At 62.6% G+C, this 27000-nt stretch carries 20 protein-coding genes and 1 pseudogene; 14 read left to right on the top strand and 7 right to left on the bottom strand.

Annotation, left to right across the window (positions count from 1 at the left end; all coding sequences use genetic code 11):
* The first annotated feature begins 15 nt into the window (after window positions 1-15).
* Complete coding sequence (gene xseA, locus BM399_RS12820) at window positions 16-1482, top strand: exodeoxyribonuclease VII large subunit (protein WP_092868054.1); 1467 nt, start codon at window positions 16-18, stop codon at window positions 1480-1482.
* A 108-nt stretch (window positions 1483-1590) separates the two neighbouring features.
* Window positions 1591-1836 (top strand): DUF2093 domain-containing protein, encoded by a 246-nt coding sequence (locus BM399_RS12815; protein ID WP_092868053.1) that lies wholly within the window; start codon window positions 1591-1593, stop codon window positions 1834-1836.
* Window positions 1837-1851: 15 nt separating this feature from the next.
* Here BM399_RS12815 and lpxK read toward each other — a convergent pair whose 3' ends face one another.
* Window positions 1852-2883, bottom strand: a complete 1032-nt coding sequence (gene lpxK / locus BM399_RS12810) for a tetraacyldisaccharide 4'-kinase (RefSeq protein ID WP_092868052.1) — start codon at window positions 2881-2883, stop codon at window positions 1852-1854.
* A gap of 3 nt (window positions 2884-2886) precedes the next feature.
* Window positions 2887-4890 carry a glycosyltransferase N-terminal domain-containing protein gene (locus BM399_RS12805; protein WP_092868051.1) on the bottom strand — a complete coding sequence of 668 codons (2004 nt, stop codon included), beginning with the start codon at window positions 4888-4890 and terminating at the stop codon, window positions 2887-2889.
* A 205-nt stretch (window positions 4891-5095) separates the two neighbouring features.
* Between BM399_RS12805 and BM399_RS12800 the strand changes: the two genes are divergently transcribed.
* Window positions 5096-5833: a fused DSP-PTPase phosphatase/NAD kinase-like protein gene (locus BM399_RS12800; RefSeq protein ID WP_092868050.1), complete on the top strand. Its 738-nt coding sequence runs from the start codon at window positions 5096-5098 to the stop codon at window positions 5831-5833.
* Between the two features lie 41 nt (window positions 5834-5874).
* Here the strand turns inward: BM399_RS12800 and BM399_RS12795 are convergent, their stop codons facing one another.
* From BM399_RS12795 to ubiA, 3 genes are all read right to left on the bottom strand, one after another.
* Entirely contained in the window at window positions 5875-7686 is a 1812-nt protein-coding gene (locus BM399_RS12795; RefSeq protein ID WP_092868049.1) for an ABC transporter ATP-binding protein, read from the bottom strand.
* On the bottom strand, window positions 7683-7961 hold the full coding sequence (locus BM399_RS12790; RefSeq protein ID WP_092868048.1) for a DUF4170 domain-containing protein: 279 nt from the start codon (window positions 7959-7961) through the stop codon (window positions 7683-7685). Before BM399_RS12790 ends, BM399_RS12795 begins: the two co-directional genes overlap by 4 nt.
* A 274-nt stretch (window positions 7962-8235) precedes the next feature.
* Entirely contained in the window at window positions 8236-9204 is a 969-nt protein-coding gene (gene ubiA, locus BM399_RS12785; RefSeq protein WP_244531215.1) for a 4-hydroxybenzoate octaprenyltransferase, read from the bottom strand.
* A 132-nt stretch (window positions 9205-9336) separates the two neighbouring features.
* Between ubiA and BM399_RS12780 the strand changes: the two genes are divergently transcribed.
* The 11 genes and pseudogenes from BM399_RS12780 to hisG form a co-directional block, all read left to right on the top strand.
* Window positions 9337-10083, top strand: coding sequence for a 16S rRNA (uracil(1498)-N(3))-methyltransferase (locus tag BM399_RS12780; RefSeq protein ID WP_092868047.1), 747 nt, complete (start codon window positions 9337-9339; stop codon window positions 10081-10083).
* A gap of 103 nt (window positions 10084-10186) precedes the next feature.
* Window positions 10187-11569 (top strand): glutamate--cysteine ligase, encoded by a 1383-nt coding sequence (locus BM399_RS12775; RefSeq protein ID WP_092868046.1) that lies wholly within the window; start codon window positions 10187-10189, stop codon window positions 11567-11569.
* A 746-nt stretch (window positions 11570-12315) separates the two neighbouring features.
* Entirely contained in the window at window positions 12316-13788 is a 1473-nt protein-coding gene (locus tag BM399_RS12765; protein ID WP_092868044.1) for an FAD-binding oxidoreductase, read from the top strand.
* A gap of 14 nt (window positions 13789-13802) precedes the next feature.
* Window positions 13803-15026, top strand: coding sequence for an FAD-binding protein (locus BM399_RS12760; protein ID WP_092868228.1), 1224 nt, complete (start codon window positions 13803-13805; stop codon window positions 15024-15026).
* A gap of 25 nt (window positions 15027-15051) precedes the next feature.
* The gene (gene glcF / locus BM399_RS12755) at window positions 15052-16416 is read left to right on the top strand and encodes a glycolate oxidase subunit GlcF (RefSeq protein ID WP_092868043.1); all 1365 of its coding nucleotides are present in this window, start codon (window positions 15052-15054) and stop codon (window positions 16414-16416) included.
* Entirely contained in the window at window positions 16413-17459 is a 1047-nt protein-coding gene (gene cobT, locus BM399_RS12750; protein WP_092868042.1) for a nicotinate-nucleotide--dimethylbenzimidazole phosphoribosyltransferase, read from the top strand. Before glcF ends, cobT begins: the two co-directional genes overlap by 4 nt.
* Entirely contained in the window at window positions 17456-18223 is a 768-nt protein-coding gene (gene cobS / locus BM399_RS12745; RefSeq protein WP_092868041.1) for an adenosylcobinamide-GDP ribazoletransferase, read from the top strand. The genes cobT and cobS overlap by 4 nt, the downstream gene beginning before the upstream one ends.
* Window positions 18224-18264: 41 nt before the next feature.
* Window positions 18265-19458, top strand: a complete 1194-nt coding sequence (locus tag BM399_RS12740; protein ID WP_092868040.1) for a GNAT family N-acetyltransferase — start codon at window positions 18265-18267, stop codon at window positions 19456-19458.
* A 123-nt stretch (window positions 19459-19581) separates the two neighbouring features.
* The gene (gene hisS, locus BM399_RS12735; RefSeq protein ID WP_092868039.1) at window positions 19582-21036 is read left to right on the top strand and encodes a histidine--tRNA ligase; all 1455 of its coding nucleotides are present in this window, start codon (window positions 19582-19584) and stop codon (window positions 21034-21036) included.
* A 3-nt stretch (window positions 21037-21039) separates the two neighbouring features.
* Window positions 21040-22218 (top strand): ATP phosphoribosyltransferase regulatory subunit, encoded by a 1179-nt coding sequence (locus tag BM399_RS12730; protein ID WP_092868038.1) that lies wholly within the window; start codon window positions 21040-21042, stop codon window positions 22216-22218.
* A pseudogene (hisG, locus tag BM399_RS12725) lies at window positions 22215-22865 on the top strand (ATP phosphoribosyltransferase); the annotation flags it as partial. The gene BM399_RS12730 and the pseudogene hisG, both read left to right, overlap by 4 nt.
* Before the next feature lie 222 nt (window positions 22866-23087).
* Here hisG and recQ read toward each other — a convergent pair.
* Together recQ and BM399_RS12715 are read right to left on the bottom strand one after the other, a co-directional pair.
* Window positions 23088-25274 (bottom strand): DNA helicase RecQ, encoded by a 2187-nt coding sequence (gene recQ / locus BM399_RS12720; RefSeq protein WP_092868036.1) that lies wholly within the window; start codon window positions 25272-25274, stop codon window positions 23088-23090.
* A 352-nt stretch (window positions 25275-25626) separates the two neighbouring features.
* Complete coding sequence (locus BM399_RS12715) at window positions 25627-26994, bottom strand: TIGR03808 family TAT-translocated repetitive protein (RefSeq protein WP_092868227.1); 1368 nt, start codon at window positions 26992-26994, stop codon at window positions 25627-25629.
* Between the last annotated feature and the right edge of the window lie 6 nt (window positions 26995-27000).

Below are 27000 nucleotides of genomic sequence, written 5' to 3'. Positions count from 1 at the left end.
CAGAACAGTAAGCTATTGAATTCAATTCCCAACACCAGCGAAGCCCGCCCCGGCGCCAATGCCCCGGAGTTTTCGGTGTCCGAACTTTCGGGCGCGATAAAGCGCGCCCTCGAGGACGGCTTCGGCTATGTGCGCCTCAAGGGCGAGATCTCGGGTTATCGCGGGCCCCACGCATCGGGGCACTGCTACTTCGCGCTGAAGGACGACAAGGCGAAGATAGAGGCCGTGATCTGGAAAGGATCGTTCGGCCGGCTCCGCTTCAAGCCCGAAGAGGGCATGGAAGTCATCGCCCAGGGAAAGATCACGACGTTCCCAGGCTCGTCGAAATATCAAATCGTCATCGAGGCTTTGGAGCCCGCGGGCGCCGGCGCGCTGATGGCGCTGCTCGAAGAGCGCAAGCGCAAGTTCGCGGCCGAAGGCCTGTTCGACGAAGCCCGCAAGAAGCCGCGTCCTTTCCTGCCCAAAGTCGTCGGCATCGTCACGTCGCCGACGGGCGCCGTTATTCGCGACATGCTGCACGGCTTCAACGAGCGCTATCCGGCACGCGTTCTTCTCTGGCCCGTGCGTGTGCAAGGCGACGGAAGCGCGGCTGAAGTGGCCGCCGCGATCCGCGGCTTCAACGCGCTCGAAGAGGGCGGCAAAATTCCGCGGCCGGACGTTCTGATCGTCGCGCGCGGCGGCGGCAGCCTCGAAGACCTCTGGAGTTTCAACGAAGAGATCGTGGTTAGGGCGGCAGCTGAGAGCCGCATTCCGCTGATTTCCGCCGTCGGCCACGAGACGGATTGGACGCTCATCGATCTCGTCGCGGACGCCCGCGCGCCGACGCCGACCAAAGCCGCCGAATGGGCCGTGCCGAAGTATTCCGAGCTGATCGACGGGCTCGAAAAGCTCATGCTGCGCAAGCGCACTGCGGTCCGCCGCTCGCTGGAAGGCGCGAAAACGCACTTGAAGGCATCGTCGCGCGGCCTGCCGAAGCTGCAGGATCTCGTTGCGCTGCCGCGCCAGCGCTTCGACGAGGCCGATCGCCGCCTCTCGCGTGCGCTTCTCGCCAATACGCGCGCACATGCAACACGGCTGGCGCGCGTCAGCGGACGTTTGTCCCCGAGCCCGATACTTCAGAAACATTCGCGCTGCGCCGAGCGCCTTCAGACACTCGAACGGCGCGCCGGCCGCGCACTTCTTAACCGCGTGGCGGTCAGTCGCAGGGTTCTCGATGGTAAAGCGGCGCTGCTCAACTCGTTGGGCTATCACAGCATCCTGTCTCGCGGCTTTGCGCTCGTCAGGAACGAGGCCGGACAGACAATCCGGCAGGCGGCCTCCGTCGTTGCCGGGTCGATGCTGAACATTGAGTTGTCCGACGGGCAGATTGCAGCGAGAGCCGAAGGACCGCTAAAATCCGACCGTCCTAAAGCCGACCAGGGAGTGGGTAAAACGCCGCGCCAAAAGCCGGGCGGACGCGGCGGACAAGGCTCTCTATTTTGATACGCTTAGGCTAAATTGGAAATTGGCGCGCCGCCGGAAATGCGGCATTCATATCATCTGATGTCGGATGATGCCCGGCAGTAAAAGAACAGTACGGCTTGGAAGCTGATGAATCGAATCGAGAAATTTTTTGGCCTGCGCAACGAGGCGAAGATTCGCTACCTGGATGGCGAGTTCGAAGTGATGTCTCCGGGAGATTTCGTGCGCTGCGCGGTAACGGGCCAGCCCATCGCGCTTCCCGATCTTCGTTATTGGAGCGTCGACGCGCAGGAGGCATATGCCTCGGCGGAAATCTCCGCGCAGCGTTACCTTGAGCTTAACGCCATCGAACGATCGAACGCGCCCGCTCGTTGAGCGAGGCAGCTCGCGCTAGCGAGCGATTGCTTCTCGAATAAGCCGGCGCAGCACGTCGAGATCCCCGCCTTCAAGAGACGTTCTGATCGAGACCGTTTCCGCACGCTCTTTGAGTGCCCCGCGAGCACCCACAATTCCGGAGAGCCGCGCGATGTCTTTTTCCGTAGTCACCAGGAGAGCATTGCTGCGTTCGGCTGCTTCCATCAGCTCGCGCGCTTCCGCCTCGCTGAACATGTGGTGATCAGCGAATGCCCTTCGCGCGATGATGTCGGCTCCGAGTGAACTGAGCGTCGCAAAAAATCGCCCGGGATTGGCAATGCCCGCAAACGCATACACACGACGGCCGCGAAACTTCGCGTTGTCGTCTTCGGCGCGCGTCTGAGCGGAAATGATCGGCGCACGCGACAATGCTTTGAGCTGGCCAGCGACGGAACCGGCGCGATCCGCATCATCGCCTCCGGTGAGCACGATCAGGTTTGCAAGCGCCGTTTGAACGTGGAGCGGCGCGCGCAAGGGGCCCGCAGGAATGACGAGCCCGTTGCCGACGCCGCGCTTCGCATCGACGAGTGCAATAGCAAGATCCTTGGCTAGCGCCGGATTTTGCAAGCCGTCGTCCATGATGATGACGGCGCGTTTCGAAGCCATGCGCTCGATCGCTTCCGCGCCTTTGCGGCGATCGCGCGAGACGACCGTCGGCGCAGCGCGGGCAAGAAGCAGCGGCTCGTCCCCGACGTCGCGCGCCGTATGGAGATCGGCAATGACGCGCGCCGGCCCTTCAAGGCTTCCACCATAACCGCGCGAGAGAAACCATGGCTCGCGATCTTCCTCGGCGACGAGCCTGGCAAGGAACAAAGCAAGCGGAGTCTTGCCCGAGCCGCCGGCCGTGAAGTTTCCAACGCAAATGACGGGAACTGCCGAGCGATAGGGATTTGCGTTCTGAATGCGGCGGCTTGCGATCCGGCCGACGAGCGTGCCGATTGGAGAGAGAAGCGTCGTCTGCCATCCGCTGCCCGGCCCGTACCACCAGCTCGGTTCAGAGATGGGCACGCATCACGCTCGCTGTTTTTCAAGCAATGGCTGGATGGCGCCGAGCGTCTTGGCGAGCGCGCCGCCCATCGACTGAAGCGCCACGTCTGCTCCCTGTCGCATGCGCTTGGCCGCGGCTTGATCGGCAAGCAGAAGCGTGACCTGCCGCGCGATGTCGTCGGACGACCTGACTTCGACGGCGCCGCCCTCGCGGAAGAGTGCAGCATACGCATCGCGGAAATTGTGCGTGAACGGACCAGTCAAGACGCACGAGCCGAGACGAACGGCTTCGATTGGATTTTGACCGCCATGCTCGACCAGAGACCCGCCGACGAGCGAAACCGGCGACATCGAATAGAACGTTCCAAGCTCGCCAATCGTATCGGCGACGTAGATCTCGGTATCGGTCTCGGGTGTGGAGGAGCGCGAGCGCAGCTGCGTTCTGAGCCCGAGCCCGCCGAGCGACGCGGCAAGCCCGCCGCCGCGTTCGGGATGACGCGGAACGATGATCGTCAGCAGTCCCTCGATTTCGCGCCTCATCAGCGAATGCGCCGCGGCGATAACCGTGTCTTCGCCGGGATGGGTGCTGGCCGCGAGGAACAGCGGACGCTGGCCAACGGCGTTCTTGAGTGCCGCCAGCAGATCCGCGTTGACCGGAGGCGGCGGTGAATCGATTTTCAAGTTACCGGCCGTAATGACGTTCGGAGCACCGAGACGCTTCATGGCCCGCGTTATCTGCGAATTCTGCGATAGCACGGCCGCGAAGCGCGAAAACAGCGGCCGGCCGACGGCCGCATATTTGCGCCAGCGGCTGATGCTGCGTGGTGACATCCGCGCGTTGACGAGCACGAGAGGAATTCCGCGCTCCGCCGTTCCGAGAATGAGATTCGGCCAGATGTCGGATTCCGTAAAGATCGATATCGACGGCTTCCAGTGATCGAGAAAGCGGGCAACATAGTGAGGAACGTCGAGAGGCACGTACTGATGCAACGCCCGTGGCGGCAAGCGATGCGCCGCAATCTCGGCTGATGTCTTCGTGCCCGTCGTCAGCAGAATGTGAATATGCGGATTGGCGTCGAGCAGGCTGTCGATGAGCGGAAGGATCGCGTTCGTCTCGCCGACGCTTGCCGCATGAACCCACACCACCTGTCCCGCGGGGCGCGGCCGGCCCGCAAAGCCCAATCGTTCGCCGCGGCGGTTCGGATCTTCTTTCCCCTGCTGCCCGCGCATGTTGAGGAGCAGGGGCACCGCTGGCCTAAGCGCCGCCGTTCCCGCGCGATAAGTCTTGAGCACGAGGCCGGGCGACGGCGCCGAGGCCGCCGCAAGCACATCGAGCGGTGTCGCTCGCTTGATATCGGCGCCGGCAAGTTCGTATGCCCTGAGCGTCGCGGTGTTGAGTGCGGTCTCGAGCTCTACGCGTTTTGATTCGAGCAGTTCGTCGTCCGCCGTGCTCGGAACATGAATTGGTTCCCCGACGACGGCTGCAAGTTTCGAGTACGGCAGATTGATCGTCAGCCGGCTCCAGGTATCGAACGACGCGAACCGTTTGGTTGCGAGCGCGACGGGAACGATCGGCCGCCCCGACATGCGCGCGATCGTGATAATGCCGGCCCCTGCCACACGCGCCGGTCCCGGCGGGACGTCGGCAGTCATCACGAGCGAGGAGCCTTCGGACAGCGCCTGCAGCGATGCCCGGAGAGCCGCCGCGCCGCCGCGATCCTTCTTGCGCCAGCCGGCGCCCGCGCCGCGAATGAGCTGGACGTCGATGGCTTGTAATGTTTCGCTGATGATCTCGGCATCGCCGTGCCGCGCGACCATGGCGGAGATCCTGACGTCTTCAGGACGAAGCGTCGCGATCATCATGAACTGGCCGTGCCAGCACGCCACGATACAGGGGTGGGCATCGCTGAGCCGGTCCATCAGGTCCGGCGGTTCGTGGATAACCTGAGACGAATTGGCCACGTGGCGGATAAGACGCGCCAGCGTCAAGCCGCCAAGTCGCACAAGCCTCTTCTTAATTTCTGCCATGCGGCAATGGCTGCCTTATCGTTGTAACGCGAGAAAGTGCAGGATGAAGCTTGATTGTGTTTAGCCCCTTGCGGGTCGTTGCTATAGCTAATAACTAGCAAGTTCAATCACGATGGACCGCGGCTTCTTGTGAACAACGAGTAGGATTAAAGCTGGCGCTATCCACAAGGCTGCCCGCGAATCGGGAGCATCGAGACAACTCCTGATGGCAAGCCCTCTCAAAGAAGCAAAGCGTGGATTGCGCCGTACAAGTGGCGCACTTTTGCACAGCGCTGTGCATTCCCCGCCGTCCTGGCTTGGGACGCGATTCGCATCGGCCCTTTGCTACGCCGAAATGCTGCTGATCGATTATGGTCTCGTGCGGACTGTTTACAATAATCGCCATCGCGTGGGCAGGGATGCCTGGCGCTCGGCGCAGCCCGCGCCCCATCACATTGCCTGGGCCGGCAGGCGGGGCGTAAAGACGGTTATCAATCTGCGCGGCGAGCAGTCTTACGGCACGCGCTGGCTCGAGCAGCAGGCATGCGCTCGCCATGGGCTTACGCTCATCGATCTGACCTTGCGATCGCGCGCTGCGCCCTCGCGAGCCGAATTCCAGGCAATTAAAGATGTGCTGGAAAAAGCCGAATATCCCATCCTCGTTCACTGCAAATCGGGCGCCGACCGCGCCGGTTTGATGAGCGTGATGATCAGTCATCTGCACGATGGGCAGCCGATAAAAGATGCGCTGAGCCAGCTTTCGTTGCGTTACGGCCATGTCCGCAGCGCCGATACGGGCGTGCTGGATGCCGTCTTCCACCGCTATCTCGCTGATGAGGCCCGCACCGGCATCGCGTTCTGGGATTGGATCGAAACGGTTTACGATGCCCGCGAAGTGAACTCGACGTTCAAGGCGCGCGGCTGGGCCAACAGGCTCGTGAACAACATTCTTAACCGCGAATAGCCAAGCCCCGTGAGTGGCTCTCGGCTATTCGGTCAGCTTCCTCAATTAACGATCATCGTCTGAGGCCCGTGCGCAGAACGGTTCAGCCGAGCATAAGGGCCGTTGCGGTCGATCAGCTCGAAATGTTTCCCGAGCTCAACGATGCGGCCGCCGTCCATCACGCAAATCATGTCCGCGTTCTGGATCGTCGAAAGCCGGTGCGCGATGACGAGCGTCGTGCGGGTGCGCGTGAACTTTGCAAGCGCCTCCTGAACGAGTTGCTCGCTTTCATTGTCGAGCGCGCTCGTCGCCTCGTCGAGAAGAAGGATCGGCGCGTCCTTCAGGATGGCCCGCGCGAGCGCGACGCGCTGGCGCTGCCCGCCCGAAAGGCGGCTGCCGCGATCGCCGATCATCGTCTGATAGCCCTGAGGCAACCCCATGATGAAGTCGTGAGCCGCCGCCGCTTTCGCAGCCTCGATGATATCTTCTGAACTCGCCCCAAGGCGCCCAAGCGCGATATTCGCTTCGATCGTGTCGTCGAACAGCGTGATGTCCTGGCTGACGATCGCGATCTGGTCGCGCAGCGACGAGAGCGTTACATCGCGAACATCCTGGCCATCGATCAGGATCTGGCCTTCGGTAACATCGAAAAGCCGGGGCACGAGATTGATGATCGTCGATTTGCCCGCGCCCGAGCGGCCGACGAGGGCGACGGTCGATCCGCCCGGAACGTCGAGCGTGACGTCGTGCACGGCGCGTTCTTCCGACGCCGCATCGTAAGCGAACCCGACCCCGCGGAAAGAGATCTGGCCTTTAGAAACACTGAGACGCTTCGCGTCCGGCTTGTCGCCGATCGTCGGCATCTCGTCGATCAAGCCGTAGAAACTTTCAGCGGCGGCAAGGCCCTCTTGAAGCCGGCCGGCGAGGTTTCCAAGCGCGCGAATGGGCTGCGCCGCCATGAGCAACGCGGTGATGAACCCCATGAAATCGCCGACGGTCGAGATGCCGGTGGAAATGCGCAGGTAGGCAAAGCCGACGACGCCCGCGATCGCAATGCCGCCGAGCACTTCGAGGATCGGATCCATCCGCGCGCGCGTCCGCACGGACTTCATCTTCAGCCCGTAGATTTGCTCGAAGCTGTTGTCGAGGCGGTCGGCCGCGTAATTCTCGAGCTGAAACGACTTGATCAAGCGCGCGCCCGCGAGCTTTTCCGCGAGGAGCGAGGTCATATCGCCGAGGCCGCTCTGCGTTTGCTTGGCGACACGGCGGAGCCGTTGACTGATCGCGGCGACGGGCAAAGCGGCGAGCGGATAGACGCTCAAGACCACGAGCGTCATTGCCCAGTCGAGATAAAGCATCGCGATCACGAGCGCGATGACCGAGAAGGTGTCGCGGAAAATCGAGTTCAGCGCCGCCATCATCGCGCCTTGCACGAAGCCGATGTCGTTCGTCAGCCGCGACATCAGCCGGCCGGGCGTCTCCCGCGACAGCCGCGCGAAATCGGCACTGATGAGATGCCGGAACGCGAGCTTCTGCATGTCCGAGGTGAGGCGAAGAATGAAACGGTTCGTCGCGATCGCTTGCGCAAAAAGCAGTGTCGCGCGCGCGATCGTAATGCCGACGATCGCCGTCAGCACGAACGGTAGCGCGCCTTGCTGATTGCCCATCAGCATGTCGAATGATTTCTTGATGACGGCCGGATAGCCGCCGGTCACCGCGGCGAGGCACGCCGTCAGAAAGAGCGTCCAGCCGAGTTCCCATCGACGCGGCCAAACCCAGTCGACGACGAAACGGCGAAGGAGCGCGCGCGAAGCCGCATCGAGCCGCAGACGCGGCCGGGCCTTCTTTTCGGGTTTGAGAAGATTGCCCGTCACGTGGCGGATGTTGCCGGCTGAGATGGCTTCATGCCATTCGGCTCGAGCAGCCGGTGCAGATGCACGATGAAATAGCGCATCATCGCGTTGTCGACCGAGCGCTGGGCTGCGTTCTTCCAAGCGGCGTAAGCGGACTGATAGTCCGGATAGATGCCGACGATATCAAGGCCCTCGAGATTGCGAAATTCGTGGCCCTCGAGCGTTTCGAGTTCACCCCCGAAAACGAGATGCAGGAGCTGCGGTTTTGAATCGGATGAAGATGAGGTCTGGGACATGGACGACTGTTCGTCTCCTGAACAAATGCTCCGGGCGACTTTTTAAAAAGCCGCGCGTGTGACAGCCGTCAACGGCGCAAAGCGTCCTCTGGCCAATCAGGAATCGCATAACTTCTGCGTAAGCATTTGTTTACGCTATTTCTTAAGCTCATCGGAAGAGAATTCTGCCAAGATCCCATACAAAGCCACGGAAAGCGGCTCGGAAGTTCGACAGTGAGACGGAACAGCGCGGCACGGGACCTCTCGGGCCGCGTTCTCGTATGTGCCCGGCGCCTCAGCCGAGCCCGGCAAACCACGACAGCGCCATATCGGCAACAAGGCCCACGAAGACGGCGAGGCCGACGTCCCGGTTCGACTTGAATCGCCAGAGACAGTTGCTGGAATTGTGAATATCGAGCGTCGCGACCTGCCACGACATCTGCAGGAACACCAGGACGACGGCCAGGAAATAGACGAGGTGGGCACCGGCAAGCGCGCCGGCCACGAGCCACAGAATTCCGGCGAGCCCATACATCGCGCCGACGAACGAAACCGTGTCTTCGCCGAAATGCAGCGCCGTCGAGCCGAGCCCCAGAAGCGCATCGTCCTCTTTGTCCTGATGCGCGTAGATCGTGTCGTAGCCGACCGTCCAGAACACGCAGCCCGCGTAAAGGGCGAGCGCCGGAAGGCCGATCGATCCCTTGATTGCGGCCCAGCCGACGAGGGCGCCCCAGTTGAAAGCAAGGCCCAGCACCAGCTGCGGATACGATGTGAAGCGCTTCGCAAATGGGTAAGCCGCAACGATGAAAAGCGAGGCGATAGCCAGCCAGATCGTGAAGCTGTTGAAGTTCAACAGGACGACCAGCCCGATGAGCGCCGTCGCGACGACGAAGCCAAGCGCGGCTTCCGGCGAAACTTGCCCTGATGGCAGAGGACGATTGACCGTCCGCTCGACGCGGCCGTCGATGTCGCGGTCGACCCAGTCGTTATAGGCGCAACCGCAGGCGCGCATCGCGAGAGCGCCGATGGCGAAGAGCACGAGATAGCCGATATTCGGCAGGTGATCGCCGGAATTGACCTGGGCGAGGGTCTGCGCCCACCAGCAGGGAAACAGCAACAGCCACGTGCCGATCGGCCGGTCCAATCGCCCGAGCCGAAGGTACGGCTGCCACGATGCCGGCGCCCATCGATCGACCCAGTTCGACGGCGGTGCATCCGCAACACGCAATGTCGGCTTGGGCGAAATCTCGGCACCCGTCGTCAAATGATGTTTCTCCGGCAACTTTGGCAAAGACCTATCCGGCCCGTCGCCCCGACGCAATATAGGGAGGCGCAATACCGGGTCATGGATGCGACATACGTTTGACTGCAAGCGCGGCTTCGATAAGACCGCATCATGGCTATCCGCGACCTGACTTCAGAGCGACTATTTGTCGACAACGATCTCGCCGCTGCCAAGCTCTTGGAGCTTGAGCCGCCGCAGGCGCACTACCTGACCGGCGTCCTGCGCCTGCGGCCGGGAGCAAAGCTGTTGGTATTCAACGGCCGCGACGGCGAGTGGGTTGCGACCCTCGCCGAGACGCACAAGCGGCGCGTCACGCTCCAAGTCGAGGAACAGACGCGCCCCCAGGAAAGTGGCCCCGACATCGACTATTTGTTCGCGCCGCTCAAACGGTCGCGGCTCGATTACATGGTGCAGAAGGCGACCGAAATGGGCGCCGCGCGCCTCAGGCCTGTCATTACCGAAAGAACGGTCGCGGAAAGAGTTAACAGCGAGCGGATGCGCGCCAACGTGATCGAGGCGGCGGAGCAGTGCGGGATTTTGCAAGTGCCGGCCGTCGAGCCGCCCGCAAAACTCGATGACGTCCTTGACGATTGGGACGAAGCGCGCCGCCTGATCTACTGCGACGAGCACGAGCAACTGTCTGACCCGATCGGGGCTTTGGAGAAGCTCTCGGCTGGGCCCCTGGCAGTCCTTATCGGACCCGAAGGTGGCTTTTCCCCGCGCGAGCGACAGCGCCTCGTCGGCAAGCCCTATGTCGTGCCGCTGTCGCTCGGCCCGCGAATCATGCGCGCCGATACCGCAGCCGTTGCCGCGCTTGCGATCGTCAATGCCGTTCTTGGCGATTGGCGCCGCCGCTAACTCCATTGTCGGGGACGCTTGCCGTTCCCGTCGGTCCTCGCCATAAGGCTCAAGCCGCGGGGCGCACCCGCGTCGGTTTGGCAAGGCTGGGTCGCTCGGTAATATGTCCACGCGAGAACAAGGTGCTGCGAGCGCGACGATCGAGACACGAGACGATCTCGTGCGCTGGATTGCGGCTGGCGAGAAGCCGAAAGCGGATTGGCGTATCGGCACCGAGCACGAGAAGTTCGTATTTCGCACCGTGACGTTGGATCCCGTGCCCTACGGCGGCACCGATGGCATTCGCGCCCTGATGGAAGAGTTGATCCGCCGCTACGGCTGGGTCGCCATCAAGGAAGGTGAAAACGTCATCGCCCTGAAGCGCCCGGACGGCGAGAAGGGCGGCACGATCAGCCTCGAGCCGGGCGGCCAGTTCGAGCTCTCTGGCGCGCCTCTCGAAACGCTGCACGAAACGGCAGTCGAAACCGACGAGCATCTGCGCGAAGTCATCGACGTCGGCGAGGATCTTGCCATCGGTTTTCTGGGCGTCGGATTTTCGCCGAAGTGGCGGCTCGACCAGATCCCGCACATGCCGAAGAAGCGCTATCAGGTGATGACCCGCTATATGCCGACAGTCGGCAGTCGCGGTCTCGACATGATGTACCGGACCGCGACGATCCAGGTGAACCTCGATTTTTCGAGCGAAGCCGACATGGTGAAAAAGCTCCGCGTATCGCTCGCGCTGCAGCCGATCGCGACAGCGCTGTTCGCGTCGTCGCCGTTCGCCGAGGGTCGCCCCAACGGCTTCCAGTCGATGCGGAGCGAAGTCTGGCTCGACACCGATAAGCGCCGGACCGGCATGCTCCCGTTCGCGTTCGAAGACGGCATGGGCTATGAGCGCTACGTCGATTACGCGCTCGATGTGCCGATGTATTTCGTCTACCGCGACGGCAATTACATCGATGTCGCCGGTTCGTCGTTTCGCGATTTTCTGGCAGGCCGCCTCAAGGGGCTGGAAGGCGAGCTGCCGACCGCCGATGATTGGTCGGACCACCTCACCACGCTCTTCCCCGAAGTCCGCCTCAAACGTTTTCTGGAGATGCGCGGCGCCGATGCTGGGCGCTGGGGAACGATCACGGCGCTCTCGGCTTTCTGGACCGGCATTCTTTACGACGAGGCCGCGCTGGATCAGGCTTGGACACTGGTCCGCGACTGGACCAGCGAAGAGCGGGAAAATCTGCGGGCAGCCGTTCCGAAAACGGCACTCGCGACGCCTTTCCGGACGACGACGGTCGCCAGCATCGCCCGCCAAGCCTTGCGTATTTCGCGGCACGGTCTCAAGAACCGCGCCCGCATCAACGCCAAAAACCAGGACGAGACGGTATTTCTGGCCCCGCTCGAGAAGATCGCAGGCAACGGCCAGACCGTGGCGGACGAATTGCTGCGGCGTTATTCCGGGGAGTGGCAGGGCAACGTTGATCGGATCTTCGAGGAGTTTGCTTTCTGATGGCGCCCGTTGCCAGGCGAGCCTGTTGCCTCAGGTTCAACCACCGGTTCAGGCCATGTTCATGGTCGCGCGAGTAGCTTCCGCCGCTTGCCTAGGCTCAGCCGCCCAGCACGGCCCGGGGATGAGGAGGCGGTAGGTGTTTCAGGCTGCATCAGTGTCGATAAAATCGTTTGGAATGGCCGCGCTGGCTGTTCTGGCGGTGTTGGCTTTTGCAGCCGGTGACGCGAGCGCCGATCCCTGTGCCGATTCCTGCCGGTCCCAGCACAATTCCTGCCGGATGGCCGCAAAACTCCTGTATTCCGCACATTGCGACGCTCAGTTGCAGAGCTGCATCACCCAATGCTTCTCGGGAGCTCGTTCCCGCGACCGCGACCGCGCTCCGCGCGATGTGCGACCCGACCCCCGAGGCATGAGCGAGCCGCGAGGCGCAGGCGCTGGCATGGGCGACCCCCGCGATATGCGCGGACCCCCGCCCCGCGAGTTTCGCGAGCCTCGCGATCCGGGCGGCCAGCGCTGGCCCGGCGCGGGCGACCGCCGCTGATGGGGCGCGCTTTCTACACAGGCGCAACGGCCAAGCCTATATTGCCGGTCACCGGCGCACGTGCGAGGATGATTAATGCCCGTGGCTACGCGCCGAGGTTGCCGCAGGCGCGATCGAATTTGGGCCGCCGCGTCTCTGGCTGACGTAAGCTGACGGCCCAAGAGCGAAACAGCCGACATGACTATTGGCTTGGAGACAGAAGACGATGCCGCATATCGAGCTGCCTGAGCCCGATGTTGGCGTCTTGCGGCGGCTGCCCATTCTGATCGAAGGCCTGAAAAGCCGCGTCGGTCAGGATCTTCTGATCGTCGACGAAGATGGACGCCGGGCCTACGAGACGGATGCGTTCACGGCTTATCGCCGCGTGCCCATGCTCGTCGTCCTGCCGCGCACGACCGAAGAAGTCTCCAAGATCTTGAAGTATTGCCACGAGAACGACGTCAAAGTCATTCCCCGCGGCGCAGGCACATCTCTGTGCGGCGGGTCGTTGCCGACCGAGGATGCCATCGTCCTCTGCATCTCGAAGATGAACCGCGTCATCGAGATCGATTATGCCAACCGCTTGGCGCGTCTCGAAGCCGGAATAACAAATCTCCAGATCACGGCGGAGGTCGCGGCGGGCGGCTTTTTCTATGCGCCCGATCCCTCATCGCAACTTGCGTGTACGCTTGCAGGCAATCTCGCGATGAATTCCGGCGGCGCGCACTGTCTCAAGTACGGAGTGACGACGCACAACGTCTTGGGCGTCAAAATGGTGCTGATCGACGGCACCGTCGTCGAGATCGGCGGCTCGGCGCTGGAACGCAACGGCTACGACCTCTTGAGCCTGGTCATCGGGTCCGAGGGCCAGCTCGGCGTCATCACTGAAGCAACCGTGAAGCTCGTTCCGGCGCCGGAAGGCGCACGGCCGATGATGATTGGCTTTCGTTCGCCGGAGGCAGCGGGCAGTTGCGTCTCGGCGATCATAGCGGCCGGTATCATCCCTGTAGCGATCGAATACATGGATCACGCGGCGATCGAAGTATGCGAAGCCTTCGCCGGCGCAGGCTATCCGCTCGATGCGGAAGCATTGCTGATCGTCGAGGTCGAAGGCTCGGAGGCGGAAATCGGCATCCTGCTCGGCCGCATCGCCGAAATCGCCGCTCGCTTCGATCCAAAAACCGTTCAGATCAGCGCCGATGCCGAACAGAGCGCGCGGATCTGGGCCGGCCGTAAGGCGGCGTTCGGCGCGATCGGGCGCATTTCCGATTACCTATGCATGGACGGCACCATCCCGCTCGCGCAGTTGCCTCACGCGTTGACCCGGATCAGCCAGATCTGCGCCGAGTACGGTCTCAAGGTCGCCAACATCTTCCACGCCGGCGACGGCAATCTGCATCCGCTCATCCTCTATGATGCGAACAGTCCCGAGGAGGCGGAACGCGCCGAGCTTGCGGGCGAAACTATTCTGAAGCTGTGCGTCGAGCTTGGCGGCTGTCTCACGGGCGAGCACGGTGTCGGCATCGAAAAACGCGAACTGATGACGACCCAGTTCTCGCCCACCGATCTGGCCGTTCAGATGCGGATAAAAACCGTTTTCGATCCGACGTGGCGATTGAACCCGGCGAAGGTATTTCCGCTCGCCATCACCAACGTCATGCGCGCTGGCGACGCCGCCAGCACACCGGAGGCTGCCTAGCAGATGGTGCGATCGTGACTGAGCTTTTTCGCCCCGCCGCCGAGTGGGAATTGCAGTCCATGATTGCGAGGCTTGCGCGCGAGAAGCGTGGCATCGAAGTCGTGGGGCATGGCGCTCTTCGCAACACCGGCCGGGTCGCGAAGGCGGACGTCGTGTTGACGACCTCCGGCCTCAAGGGCGTGACGCTCTATGAGCCGACGGAACTCGTCATGTCGGCAAGGTCCGGCACGCCGGTTTATGAAATCGAGGCGATCCTCGCGGCGCGCGGTCAGATGCTCAGCTTCGAACCTGTAGATCTCGGACCAGCGACCGGAGCGCCGGGCGGCGCGCTCTCCATCGGCGGCGTCTTCGCGACGAATTTTTCGGGCTCCCGGCGCATTTCCGCCGGAAGCGCCCGCGATAACCTGCTCGGTGTCCGCGCCGTCAACGGCCGCGGCGAGCTTTTCAAATCCGGCGGCCGCGTGATGAAGAATGTCGCCGGCCTCGACGTCGCCCGCGGATTGACCGGCAGCTGGGGAACGCTCGCCGTCATGACCGAAGTGACATTCAAGGTCGCGCCGCTCCCACAGACCATGCAAACGCTGGCCTTCGTCGGCCTGCCGGACGATTTGGCGATCGAAGCGCTCAACATCGCGATGGCGACTCCGCTCGAAATTTCGGGCGCGGTCCATCTCCCGAAGAATTGCGTCGACAGGCTCAAAGTGCCGAAGCTCAAAGGTGTCGGACAATCGCTGACGCTTCTGCGTCTCGAGACGTTTGCGACGTCGATCGACGAGCGCAGGGAGAAGCTCAAGGCGGCGCTCAAGGTTTACGGCAAGCCGATCGAACTCGATGCGGAAGACACCTTCAGTCTTTGGAGCGAATTCCGCACGCTTTCTATGATGCCGTTCTCGACCGAGACGAGCCTGTGGCGGATTTCAACACTTCCGACGAAGGCGCCTGAAATCGTCGCCGCGATCCAAAAGTTCATGGATGTGGTGGCGTTCTACGATTGGTCCGGCGCGCTCGTCTGGCTGGAAGTCCCGGCCGCTGCCGATGCCGGTGCAGCCGATGTGCGCCGCGCCGTTGCCGTTCGTGGCGGCCACGCGACGTTGATCCGTGCAGAGCCGGAAATCCGCAACTCCGTCGAAGTCTTCGAACCCCTGAAGCCGGAGATCGAAAGATTGACACGCGGGATCAAGTCGGCCTTCGATCCGAGCGGCCTGCTTAATCGCGGGCGCATGTACGCCAATTTCTAGACACGTCAGTTCGACATAAGGCGCAATGCAAACCAATTTTTCGAAATCGCAGCTTGACGATCCGGAGGTCAGGGAAGCCGAGCGCATCCTTCGACGCTGCGTACACTGCGGGTTCTGCACCGCGACGTGCCCGACATACGTCGTCCTCGGCGACGAGCGCGATAGTCCGCGCGGCCGCATCTACGCAATAAAGGACATGCTCGAGAAAGGGCTCGATGCGAAGCCCGAGGTTTCGGTTCACATCGACCGTTGCCTGTCGTGCTTCTCGTGCATGACGACCTGCCCTTCGGGCGTCGACTATATGCATCTCGTCGAGATTGCGCGGAAGCACATCGAGAAAACGGGAAGCCGCAGTCTGAAGGATCGGCTCATCCGCCGCGCGTTGGCGGAGATCGTGCCGCATCCGCGCCGCTTCCGGTGGGCGATGAAGGCAGCACCGCTCGGCCGGCGGATGGCTGGCGCATTCAAGGCGCTCAATCTTCCCGAGCTTGCCGCGATGGTCGATTTGGCGCCGGTCGAGGCGCCACGCTCCGGCCGCTTCCGCGGACCGGGCCGAGCATCTCCGACGGGCGTGAGAACTGGCCGCGTCATCATGCTTGCGGGTTGTGCGCAGCAAGTGCTGAGACCCGAAATCAACGACGCGACGATCCGGCTTTTCGCGCGCGGCGGCATCGATGTGATCGTGTCGGCCGGAGCCGCCTGCTGCGGAGCCTTGAACCAGCACATCGGCCGCGAGGAAGAAGCGATCAAGGCCGCCAAGGTCAACGTCGATGCCTGGAGCAAGGAAATCGCCAAGGGCGGCGTCGACGCCATCATCATCAACACGTCCGGCTGCGGCACGACGGTAAAGGACTACGGGCATCTCCTGAAACACGAAACCGAGTACGCCAAGCGCGCGAAAGACATCGCGGCGATGACGAAGGATGTCAGCGAGTTCCTCGACCAGTACGATATCGGCGCGCCGAAACGCTGGTCGAGCCTCAAGGTCGCCTATCATTCGGCGTGCTCGCTGCAGCACGGCCAGCGCGTCACGAGCCAGCCGAAGTCGTTGCTGAAGAAAGCTGGCTTCACCGTCATGGATGTGCCGGAAGCCCATCTCTGCTGCGGCTCGGCGGGCGTCTATAATATTCTTCAGCCCGAAATCTCGGGCGCGTTGCGCGATCGCAAGGCCGCAAACATCAAATCATTGCGGCCGGATATCGTGGCGGCAGGCAACATCGGCTGCATCAATCAGCTTCAACGGGCGCTCGATGTGCCGGTCGTCCATACGGTCGAGTTGCTCGATTGGGCGCATGGTGGTCCAATTCCGCCGGGATTAGAAAATCTCGCCCAGTATTCGACAAACGTGCCGCAACCCAAACACAGCGTTGAGGACTACATAGGCGCATGACAGTCCAATCCGGCGTCAAACAATCCCAGACTTTGCTCGCCGATGAGCTTCGCGCCCGCCTTCGCGGCAAGGCGAAGCCGGTCGGCTCGCTCGGGCGGCTCGAGGATCTCGCAGTCCAAATCGGCTTGATCGGAGGCTCGACGAGCCCCGACCTCGGCATTGCGAAAATTCTGGTCTTCGCGGGCGATCACGGCATCACCGCCGAAGGCGTGACGGCCTACCCCTCCGTTGTGACGCGCGAGATCGCCAAGTTCGTTTTGGCGGGCACCGCGGGCGTCAACGTATTGGCGCGCGCCGCAGGCGTCGGCGTCGAACTCGTTGACGCCGGAATGCTCGAGCCGTTGCCGCCGCACGATCTCCTTCTCGACCGCCGCATAGCAAGCGGCACGAAGAACGCCCGGCGCGAGCCAGCGATGTCCATCGAGGAATGCGCAGCGGCCCTGGAAGCCGGTCGCGCCATCGATGCGCACCTGGGCGCTGAGAACGTCGGTATCGTCGGCTACGGCGAAATCGGCATCGGCAATACGAGCGCCGCCGGCCTGGTCGCCCACGCGTTGACCGGTCTCGGTCTCAAATCGCTCGTCGGTCCGGGAGCAGGCACTCCGGCACTCGGTCTCGATCACAAATATCAGGTGCTCAGCGACACGATTGACCGCGCCGCGATTGCGCCATCCACTTCGGAGAAGCGCACGTTCGAAGTGCTTCGCCAGTTCGGCGGCTTCGAAATCGTGATGATGGCAGGCGCGATGACGGCGGCCGCCGCCGCTGGACGCGTTATCGTCGTCGATGGTTTCATCTCGACCGCCGGAGCCATCGCCGCGGAAGCCCTCGTTCCGGGAACGATCGATAACTGCGTTTTCGCTCATTGCTCAGCCGAACCCGGACATGCGGCTCTGCTGAAGCATCTGAGCGTCAAGCCGCTGCTCGAATTGGAAATGCGGCTCGGCGAAGGCAGCGGTGCCGCGCTCGCAATCCCCATCATTCGAGCCGCCGAACTCATGCTCCGCGAAATGGCGGACTTGCCGGGTGAACATCCCGAATGATCTCGCTTGAACGGATGCGTTTCTTCGTTGCGTTGCAATTCCTGACGCGCATTCCGCTCAAGCACATCGATCCCTTGCCGGGCGATTGGCTTGTGCGGGCAGCGAAATATTTGCCGCTGGTCGGCGGTCTGGTCGGCGTCTTCACGGGCGGTGTCATCCTGCTGACGTCGTTCGTCTTCCCCGAGCCGCTACCCGTCATACTGGGCTTAGCGTTCGCTATTCTGCTGACCGGTGGGCTGCACGAGGATGGATTGGCCGACACCGCCGACGCATTCGGCGGCGGACACACCCGCGAACGCTGCCTCGAAATCATGAAAGATAGCCGCATTGGCACATACGGCGTTCTCGCCCTGATCGTCACTCTGGCGCTCAAGGCAACGGCACTCGCTGCGGTCGATCCGCTCTCTTCCGCGAAGGTCGTCATCGCCGGGTTTGCGGGCGCGAGGGCGGCGGCCGTGCTGGCGCTGGCGAGCCTTTCCTATGCGGGCGGCGAAGCGGCAAAGGTCAGCCGAACCACGTCGGAAATGACCGGAAGCGAGATCGCGGTGACAGTCGTGACCGCTCTGATTTTCGGATTTCTTTGTTTGAGCCCCGTCGTCTTCTTGGCGTCGGCCCTGTTCGCAGGCGTAGCAGCAACCATTGTCGCGTTGATTGCCCACCAGAAAATCGGTGGCTACACGGGCGACGTCCTGGGCGCGGTCGAACAGATTTACGAAACGGCGTTCTTTATAATCGCCGTGGCCATAATCGCCGGTCCGGGATAATATTCCCGAAAACAAGAAGCTCGCCGCAGAGTGTATTGCGTATGGCGACGGTGGAAACAGGGGGCGGCGCGATATTGCGCGCCGGGGGTGGCTGGTCGCGAGTGCTCAACTCGCGCGGTGGCCGCTTCATTACCGAAGTCTTCGATGGCGCCGACGAAGCGCTCGCGGCATTCGAAGCCGTCGAGACCGGCCTCGTCTCCAACGGTTTTCAAACGCTCGATTGGCTGACGGTCCTCTACGAAGAATTGGCGCCCGCGCGGAAAGCGATGCCGCGTCTCGTGGTCGTGACCGAACAATCGAGCGGCGACGTCGCGCTCGTTCTCCCGCTCGTTGTCGCGAAAGAAAGGATGTTGCGCGTCGCGAGCTTCGCCGACCTCGGCGTTTCCGATTACGGCGGCCCGATTTTGGGACCGGTACGCCTCACGGATCGAAGAGCCATCCGCCGCGTCTGGCGTTCGGTGCGCAGCGCGATGCGCGATATCGATCTTATCCGCTTCGAACGCATGCCAGCCGAAATCGGCGGCCGCCCGAATCCGCTCCTCACGTGTTTAGGCCGCTCGCCCGCGTTGCGATCAGGAACCGAGCTGTTCCTGACGGACACCGCGGACGCTCACCCGCGCGGCATCGGCAAGAAATATCGCAAGGAAGTCGAACGCTGCTATCGGCTGTGGCAGAAGGAGCCCTCGCCGCGCTTTTATCGGGCGACGACCGCGGAGGAAATCGCCCATGTCTATCTGGCGCTGGAAGAACAGCGGGCGCGCCGGCACGCGGCGCTCCATGGCAAAAGCGTCCTCGATGAACCGGCTTACGGCTCCTTCTACGAACGCTTGGCGATCGACGGCTCCGACGCAGGCTTGAGCGCCCTCTTCGCGCTCGAAGCAAACGGCGAGATCGTCGCCACCCTTTTCGGCATCGTCCATGACGGCGCCTTCACGCGCCTCGCCATTTCGACGGGCGGAGAAGAGTGGAGCCACCTCTCGCCGGGCCGGCTCGTCGTAATCGAAGCCATGAAATATTTCGCCACCCGGGGCGTGCGCCGCTTCGATATGGGCATCGGGGAGCACCCGCTCGCGCGCGGCTTTGGTGCACGAGAGGTGCCGCTCTACGATCTGGTCGTGCCGACGGACGGGATTGCCCTCCCGGCGGCTCTCCTGCACCTCCTCAGGGGACACTTCCAAGGCAAACGGGTGCGCCGGGGCGCAGCCGATATAGACCAAGTGGCTGAGCTGCGTTGATTTTAGGGATTTTAGGGCGACTTTCCTGATGCCGGTCCATCCGATATAAGGCGGGCTCGCACGCCGGGCGCCGTAAGGTGTCACGGCAACTTTTCTATTTGCGGTCTGGTCCCCAACATCCTCATGTCCAAAGTGAATACAAGCACGCGCCCCGAGGCGCGCCTCGCCAAAGGCTTCCGCGATATCGAGGCGGCGGAACTCCGGGGCCTCAACGACATGACGGGTAAGATCCGTGAGGTCTACGAGCGCTACGGCTTCGAAGCGCTCGAGACGCCCGCGATCGAGTACACCGACGCGCTCGGCAAATTCCTCCCCGACCAGGACCGCCCCAACGCCGGCGTCTTCTCGTTCCAGGACGAGGACGAGCAATGGATGAGCCTGCGCTACGACCTGACCGCGCCGCTCGCCCGCTACGTCGCTCAGAATTTCCAATTCCTGCCGAAGCCGTTCCGCCGTTATGCGTTCGGCAACGTCTACCGCAACGAAAAGCCGGGCCCGGGCCGCTTCCGCCAGTTCATGCAGTTCGACGCCGATACGGTCGGAGCAGAAGGCGTCGCAGCCGATGCCGAGATGTGCATGCTCGCCGCCGATACGCTCGAAGCCCTCGGCGTGAAGCGCGGCGACTACGTGATCAAGGTCTCAAGCCGCAAGCTTCTCGACGGACTGTTGAGTGCCGCCGGTCTCGACGGCGAAGAAAATGCCGGGCGCCGTCTGACCGTTCTGCGCGCCGTCGACAAGCTCGATCGCCTTGGTATCGAGGGCGTTTCCCAGTTGCTCGGAAAGGGCCGCAAGGATGAAAGCGGCGACTTCACGAAAGGGGCCGATCTGACACCCGCGCAGACGATGGAAGTCATTGGCTTCCTCGAACGGCCCATCGCCTCGAACACCGATAACCCTGCATTCAAGTCCGGAGTCGAAGATCTCTTGAAGCTCAAGGAGATCTGCGCCGCCGCCGGATACGACGAAAATCGCATCCGCCTCGATCAGACGGTCGTCCGCGGCCTCGAATACTACACCGGCCCCGTCTTTGAAGCGGAGCTGACCTTCGAGGTCAAAGACGATGACGGCAGGCCCGTGCGCTTCGGTTCCGTCGGCGGCGGCGGCCGTTATGACGATCTCGTCGCGCGCTTCACGGGCGAAAAAGTCCCGGCAACTGGCTTCTCGATCGGCGTATCGCGCCTGCAGGCGGCGCTGTCTCTGATCGGCGACAAGAAAGCGAAAGCTCTCGGCCCCGTCGTGGTCCTCGTCATGGATAAGGGCGAGATCGCAACCTACCAGAAAATGACGCAAGCGCTCCGCAACGCCGGCGTCCGCGCGGAGATGTACCTCGGCTCGTCCGGCATGAAGGCGCAGATGAAATATGCAGATAAGCGCAACAGCCCGTGCGTCATCATCCAAGGTTCGGACGAGCGCGCCAAAGGCGAGGTGACGATCAAGGACCTGATCGAAGGCGCGAAAGCCGCCGCCGCGATCAAGGACAATAAAGAATGGAAGGAGGCGCGCCCGGCGCAGTTCTCCGTCTCCGAGGCAAACCTCATCCAGGAAGTTCACAAGCTCATCAAGCGGCATGAGGCCTAGATCATGACCGTGGAGACGACGCGGAATCTCGAGGCGCTGGCAGCGCAAGCGCAGACGTTGATGTCGGTTTTCACCAAAGCCGGCTACGAGGCCGTTGCGCCCTCCATCATTCAACCGGCTGACGTCTTCCTCGACGTCATCGGCGAAAGCTTGCGCGCGCGGACGTATGTCTTCACCGACCAGGACGGCGCGGAGCTGTGCCTCCGGCCGGACATCACGGTGCCGACGTGCCGCCTCCACTTGGAACGCCACGCCGATCCGGCGACGACGGCACGCTATTGCTATAACGGCCCCGCATTCCGCTTTCAGCCGCAAGGCGCGACGGCTTCGCACCCGCGCGAATTTCGCCAGGCCGGCATCGAGCGTTTCGGCGACAAGGCGCGCGAAGCAGCCGAAGCGGAAACGGTCGCCATCGTCGTCAAGGCAATCGAAAAAGTCGGCCTCAAGGACTGGACGCTGAAGCTCGGCGACCTCGGATTGTTCTCGAGCGTTCTCGACGCGGCCGACGTCTCTCCGAATTGGAAAAAGCGACTCGACGATGCGTTCCTGAAGCCGCTCTCGTTTCGCAATGCCCTGAAAGACTTCGCGTCGGCCGCGCGCGTTGAGTCTCCCGGCGTCCCGGAAGAATTGCTTTCTGCCGTGCGGCGCGACGAATGGGAAAAGAGCGAAGCCGCAGTCGCCGTCTATCTCGAAGAAAATGCAATCGAGCTGCTCGGCACGCGCTCGCTCGCAGACATCACGGAACACCTGATGGTGATCGCTGAGGATCGCCAGGAAAAGCCTCTCGACGCGAGCGCCATCGAGTTGATCGAACGCTATGTCGGCGTCACGGGTCCGGCGACCACGGCCGGCGAAAAAATCGCAGCTCTCCTTAAAGGCGCGAAGAACGGTGCGGGCGCGGCTTTGGAAACTTACGACCGGCGTCTCGCCCTCCTTGCCAACGCGGGCATCGATCTCAGTCGCGTAACGTTTTCGGCCGAATTCGGTCGCACGCTCGCCTATTACTCAGGGTTGGTTTTCGAAGTGAATTCGTCGTGCCTTGACGCGAAAAGCCCCATCGCCAACGGCGGCCGGTACGACGGGCTGATGCGCGTCGCCGGAGCGCAAGTCGAAGTTCCGGCCGTCGGTGCCGCCATCCATTCCGAGCGTCTGCTCGCAGCGACCGTCAAGGGGGCGCAATGAGCAAGCTCACACTCGCGATACCCTCGAAGGGCCGCTTGATGGAGCAGACGACCGATATGTTTGCGCGCGCCGGATTGGTCGTGCGCAAGGTCGGTCACGTGCGCGGCTATCGCGGCGAAATCGACGGGCTTCCGGATATCGACGTCGCCTACGTTTCGTCGGGCGAGATCGCGGCCGCCCTGAAGGCGGGAAGCGTGCACCTCGGCATCACGGGCGAAGATCTGATCCGCGAGAACATTTCTGACGCAGCGACCCGCATACGGTTCTTGCAGGCGCTCGGCTTCGGCTTCGCCGACGTGATCGTGGCGGTGCCGGCGTGCTGGGTTGACGTTGCGACGGTGCACGACCTCGAGGACATCGCGCTGCCGTTCCGCCGTCTGCATGGACGGTGGCCGCGCGTCGCCACGAAATACGTGAACCTGACGCGGCGGTTTTTCGGCTCCAAAGGTTTCGGCGACTACCGCATCATCGAGAGTGCGGGCGCAACGGAAGGCGCACCGGCGGCAGGCATGGCCGAGCTGATCGTCGACATAACCACGACTGGCGAAACGCTGCGCGCCAACGGCCTAAAAATACTCGACGACGGTGTCATTCTGAAATCGCAGGCGAACCTGTGCGCCTCGAACGCCGCCGCTTGGACGCCGGAGTTCGAGAAGATCTGCGCCGAGCTCACGGCGAAACTATCGGCATCCGTTCCGGCGAAAGCTGCGTCGCGCGCGTAGCTGAAGGCGCGCTGCTGCCGCCTCCTCAACGTCATCCCCGCGCAGGCGGGGATCCGCCCAAACTAACGCTGATCGCAAATTTCAGGCTTGAACAGATCCCGGCCTTCGCCGGGATGACGCGGTTTGCGGTACGGTCCTCAGCAAGCCTCACACGCTATCGGCGAGGTGGCATTTCAGGATGCCGTAATCGTAGCGTCCGCCGAGCGCCGAAAAAGCGGGGCCAAGCTTGCCCGTCTCACGCGTTTGGCATCGTTCGAATGCCTCTTCGATCTCGTCGTAATCCGCGGCGTCGAGCTTCAACGCGTCCTCAGCCGTGATCAGTCCGGCTTCGATCGCCTCCGCCAGATGGCCATAGACGGTCGATATCTCGAGGCTTCGCTCAGCGGCGATCGCCTCTGCATCGAGACCGCGTAAGTGCGCAGCGAGCGTCGCGTTCACGGTCGCGGACAGCCTGTTGTTGAGCGCCGGATGCTTCTTGAATTGCCCGATGACGTCGAGGAAAGCCACGCCATAACGCGCGATCTTGCTGGCGCCGAGGCCGAGAATGTCGTGGAGCGCGCTTTCCGTCGTCGGCTGCTTTTCAGCAAGCTCGATCAGCGTCTTGTCCTGAGCGACAACGTAAGGAGGAAGCTTCGCCGATGCCGCGAGCTTCTGCCGGAGAGCCCGAAGCGCGTCGAACAGCGGCTGGTTCTCGCGCGCCACCCGCGATGCCGCCGCGGACGCAGCGCGCTTCGAGCCCTTCGAAACTTGCCGCGTCACGCGCAAAAGGAAACGCTCTTCGCCGCGGAGCAGCGGCCGCGCCCGTTCCGTCAGAACGAGCGAGCCCATGCCCTCGTCATCGATGCTGAGATACCCTTGCGCGGTGAGCTGACGGAAAAGCCCCTTCCACGTCGCCTGCGGAACATCTTTGCCGATGCCGTAGACGGTGAGCCGGTCGTGACCGTTGCGGATGATCCGTTCGTCGGCGCTGCCGCCCAAGACGTCGGCAAGATACGTGACGCCGAACCGCTGGCCCGTGCGATAAACCGCCGAGAGCGCTTTCTGCGCGAGGACCGAGCCGTCTTCCGTATGTGGCGGGTTGAGGCAGTTATCGCAGTTGCCGCAAGGCTCGGGCCGCGTTTCGCCGAAATACGCGAGCAGCGCTTGCCGTCGGCAACCGGGCATCTCGGCAAGCCCGATCAGCGCATCGAGCTTTTGACGCTGAACCTTCTTGAACGCATCCGCGCCTTCGGATTGTGAAATCCATTGCCGAAGCTGCACGATGTCCTGAAAACCGTACGCCATCCAGGCGTTGGCGGCTTCGCCGTCGCGCCCCGCGCGGCCCGTCTCCTGATAGTAGGACTCGATCGACTTCGGCAGATTGAGATGCGCGACGAAGCGCACGTCCGGCTTGTCGATGCCCATGCCGAAGGCAATCGTCGCAACGATGATGAGGCCGTCTTCGGACAGAAATTTCGTCTGCGCGGCAGCACGGATCGGCGCATCGAGACCCGCGTGATAGGCGAGCGCTTTACGCCCCTTCGACGATAGCCAAGCGGCCGTTTCTTCGACCGACTTGCGCGAGAGACAATAGACGATCCCCGCGTCCGTTGGATGTTCGGTTTCGATGAACTGCCAAAGCTTCTCTTTCGCGCTCAAGCTGCCGAGTTCCGCGATGGTGTAGCGAATGTTCGGCCGGTCGAAGCTCGCAATGAAGCAAGCCGCATTTTCAAGCGACAGCTCCGAGATGATATCCTGGCGCGTGCGTTCGTCGGCGGTAGCCGTCAGCGCGACGCGCGGCACGTTCGGGAACCGCTTCGCGAGAACCTTGAGCTGGCGATACTCCGGCCGGAAGTCATGTCCCCATTGCGAAACGCAGTGCGCCTCGTCGATCGCGAAAATCGCAATATCGCTGCGCTCGAAGAGATTGAGCGTGCGATCCTGCACCAGCCGTTCCGGCGCGACGTACAGAAGATCGAGCGCACCGGCTGCGAATTGACGCTCGATCTTGTCCTGCGTCGCCCGATCCTGCGTCGAGTTGAGAAAGGCTGCCTTGACGCCGAGGTCGAGCAGCGCATCGACCTGATCCTGCATCAACGCGATGAGTGGCGAGACGACGATGCCGGTGCCGCCCCGAATGAGAGCCGGAATCTGATAGCAGAGCGATTTACCGCCGCCGGTCGGCATCAGTGCCAGGCAATCGCGGCCGGAAAGCAGCGTCGCGATAATGTCGCTCTGAAGCGACCGAAAGCCCTTGTATCCGAACACCTCTTCGAGCGTCGCGCGCGCCTTCGCCATGTCGTTATCTGCAACTGGCGAAAAGGGCAGGGAAAGCGGCTCGGCAGTGGCCGGCATCGGGAAAACCTGTGCTCAGAACGTCGATGCCGGGACGCTAGCCTGATTCGACCGTGGCTTTTGCAGCTTCCGCCGCTGCAACACGAAAAACCCGTTGATTCAATTGGGAGGTTTCAGACAACTGAACGTTGCGACTTTTTAATCCCACGTTCAGAATGAGTTCATCTTTGTCGGGCTAGTGTGTCCTCAAGCTGGTGATGACACTTCCCCCCGTGCAACACCAGAACCTGCTGAGCCCGGCCAAGCCCCAAGACATCCCCCCGTCTTCCCCTTGGCCGGGCCAGCCCTAAGAAGAAACCCAGTCAAAAAATCGATCGAACTACGCGGCGCGCTTTTCCGCCGCCCGTTGCCGTTAAACGGCGATGTTGCCCGCGAGCTGCACGCGATTGCTGGCGCCCTGCCGATCGATGAGATCCGGCCCCGTCATCTTGCCGAATTCCATTTCACGGATGGCGCCGTCCTGGGCGTTCGAAATCAGATTGTTCGCGATGAGGCATTTCCCAGCGTCGCCCGCGCCGGTAACCGATATGCCGACGCGCGCATGGCGAATGACGTTCCCGGTCGCCGCAACGTCTCGCATGAACGACCCCCAGCCGATCTGAATGCCGACGGTCGGCGCGTTCTCAATGGTATTACCGGAGACCACCGCATCGGCCTCGACGCCGATGCCCTCGCCGCGCTTGTCTTGCGGTTCCTGTTCGCGCCGGAAGAGGTTGCGAATGAGGTTGCCTTGAATGACGGCAAGGCGGCCGCCCTCATTGAAATTCGTCACCGAAATGCCCGTCGCCGCGGTATCGACGACATTGTTTGCAATGATGGCGCCCTGGAACCCGAATTCGGCGTAGAGAGCAACCTCGCCGAGCCGCTCGCAACTGTTGGCGATGATCTGGATATTCGAGGCGGAATTGCCTCGGACGGCCGTGTACGCGCAGTCCGAAATGCGGTTGCCGCTGACGAGTACGCTGCCGGCGCGAAACACGTTGATGCCGTTCCCGTATTCGCCCGTGCCGCCCGAAGCGCTGCGAATTTTCGAGATGCGATTGCCGGAAACGATGGAGCCGTCTTCGCCCGGTGCAGATCGCCAGACGAGAATGCCGTTGTTCCCGCAGTCCGAGATCGTGTTGCCTTTGATGTCGATCCCAACGGCGTCGAGGCTCTTCAACCCGGCGTCGAGGGCGCCCGTTATCGTGACGTCGTTGATATGTCCGCCGCACGCGAAGAGCGAAAGCCCGTTGGCGGCACTGTTGCGGATTTCGAGTTCGCTCAGGCGGAGATCCTTGGAACGCGAGATCGTGACGGCGCCATCCGCGCGCGTCCTGTCGAACGTCTTATAGGCGCAGTCGAACACGATGCCCTTGATAGCGAGACCGTCGGTGTTGTCTGCCGTCACGAAGGCGTCGCCGCCGCCGTAGGCGAGGATCGTCGCCCGGGCGCTGCCGATGAGCCGCGTTCCCATGCGAAGTTTGAGGTCGCTGACGATGAAAGTCCCGGACGGCAGGATGACCGGCGTGTCCGCTTTGGCCGCAGCGTCGATGATAGCCTGCAGCGCCGCTGTCTGGTCCTGGACGTCGTTGGGTACGAGGCGAGGCGCAAGATCGCTCGCGGCAGCAGGTGGGGTGCCGGGAGACGTAACCGGGCGCTTGTCTGCGGCGTGAACGACTGTCGCCGCAGCGCCCAGTCCAAGCCCGGCTCCCAAGACGGAACGACGATCGAAGGTCATGGCGGC

The sequence above is a fragment of the Hyphomicrobium facile genome, assembly GCF_900116175.1.
GTDB lineage: Bacteria > Pseudomonadota > Alphaproteobacteria > Rhizobiales > Hyphomicrobiaceae > Hyphomicrobium_B > Hyphomicrobium_B facile.
The sequence above is the reverse complement of the archived record's forward strand: the minus strand, read 5'-3'. Positions and strand labels throughout refer to the sequence as shown.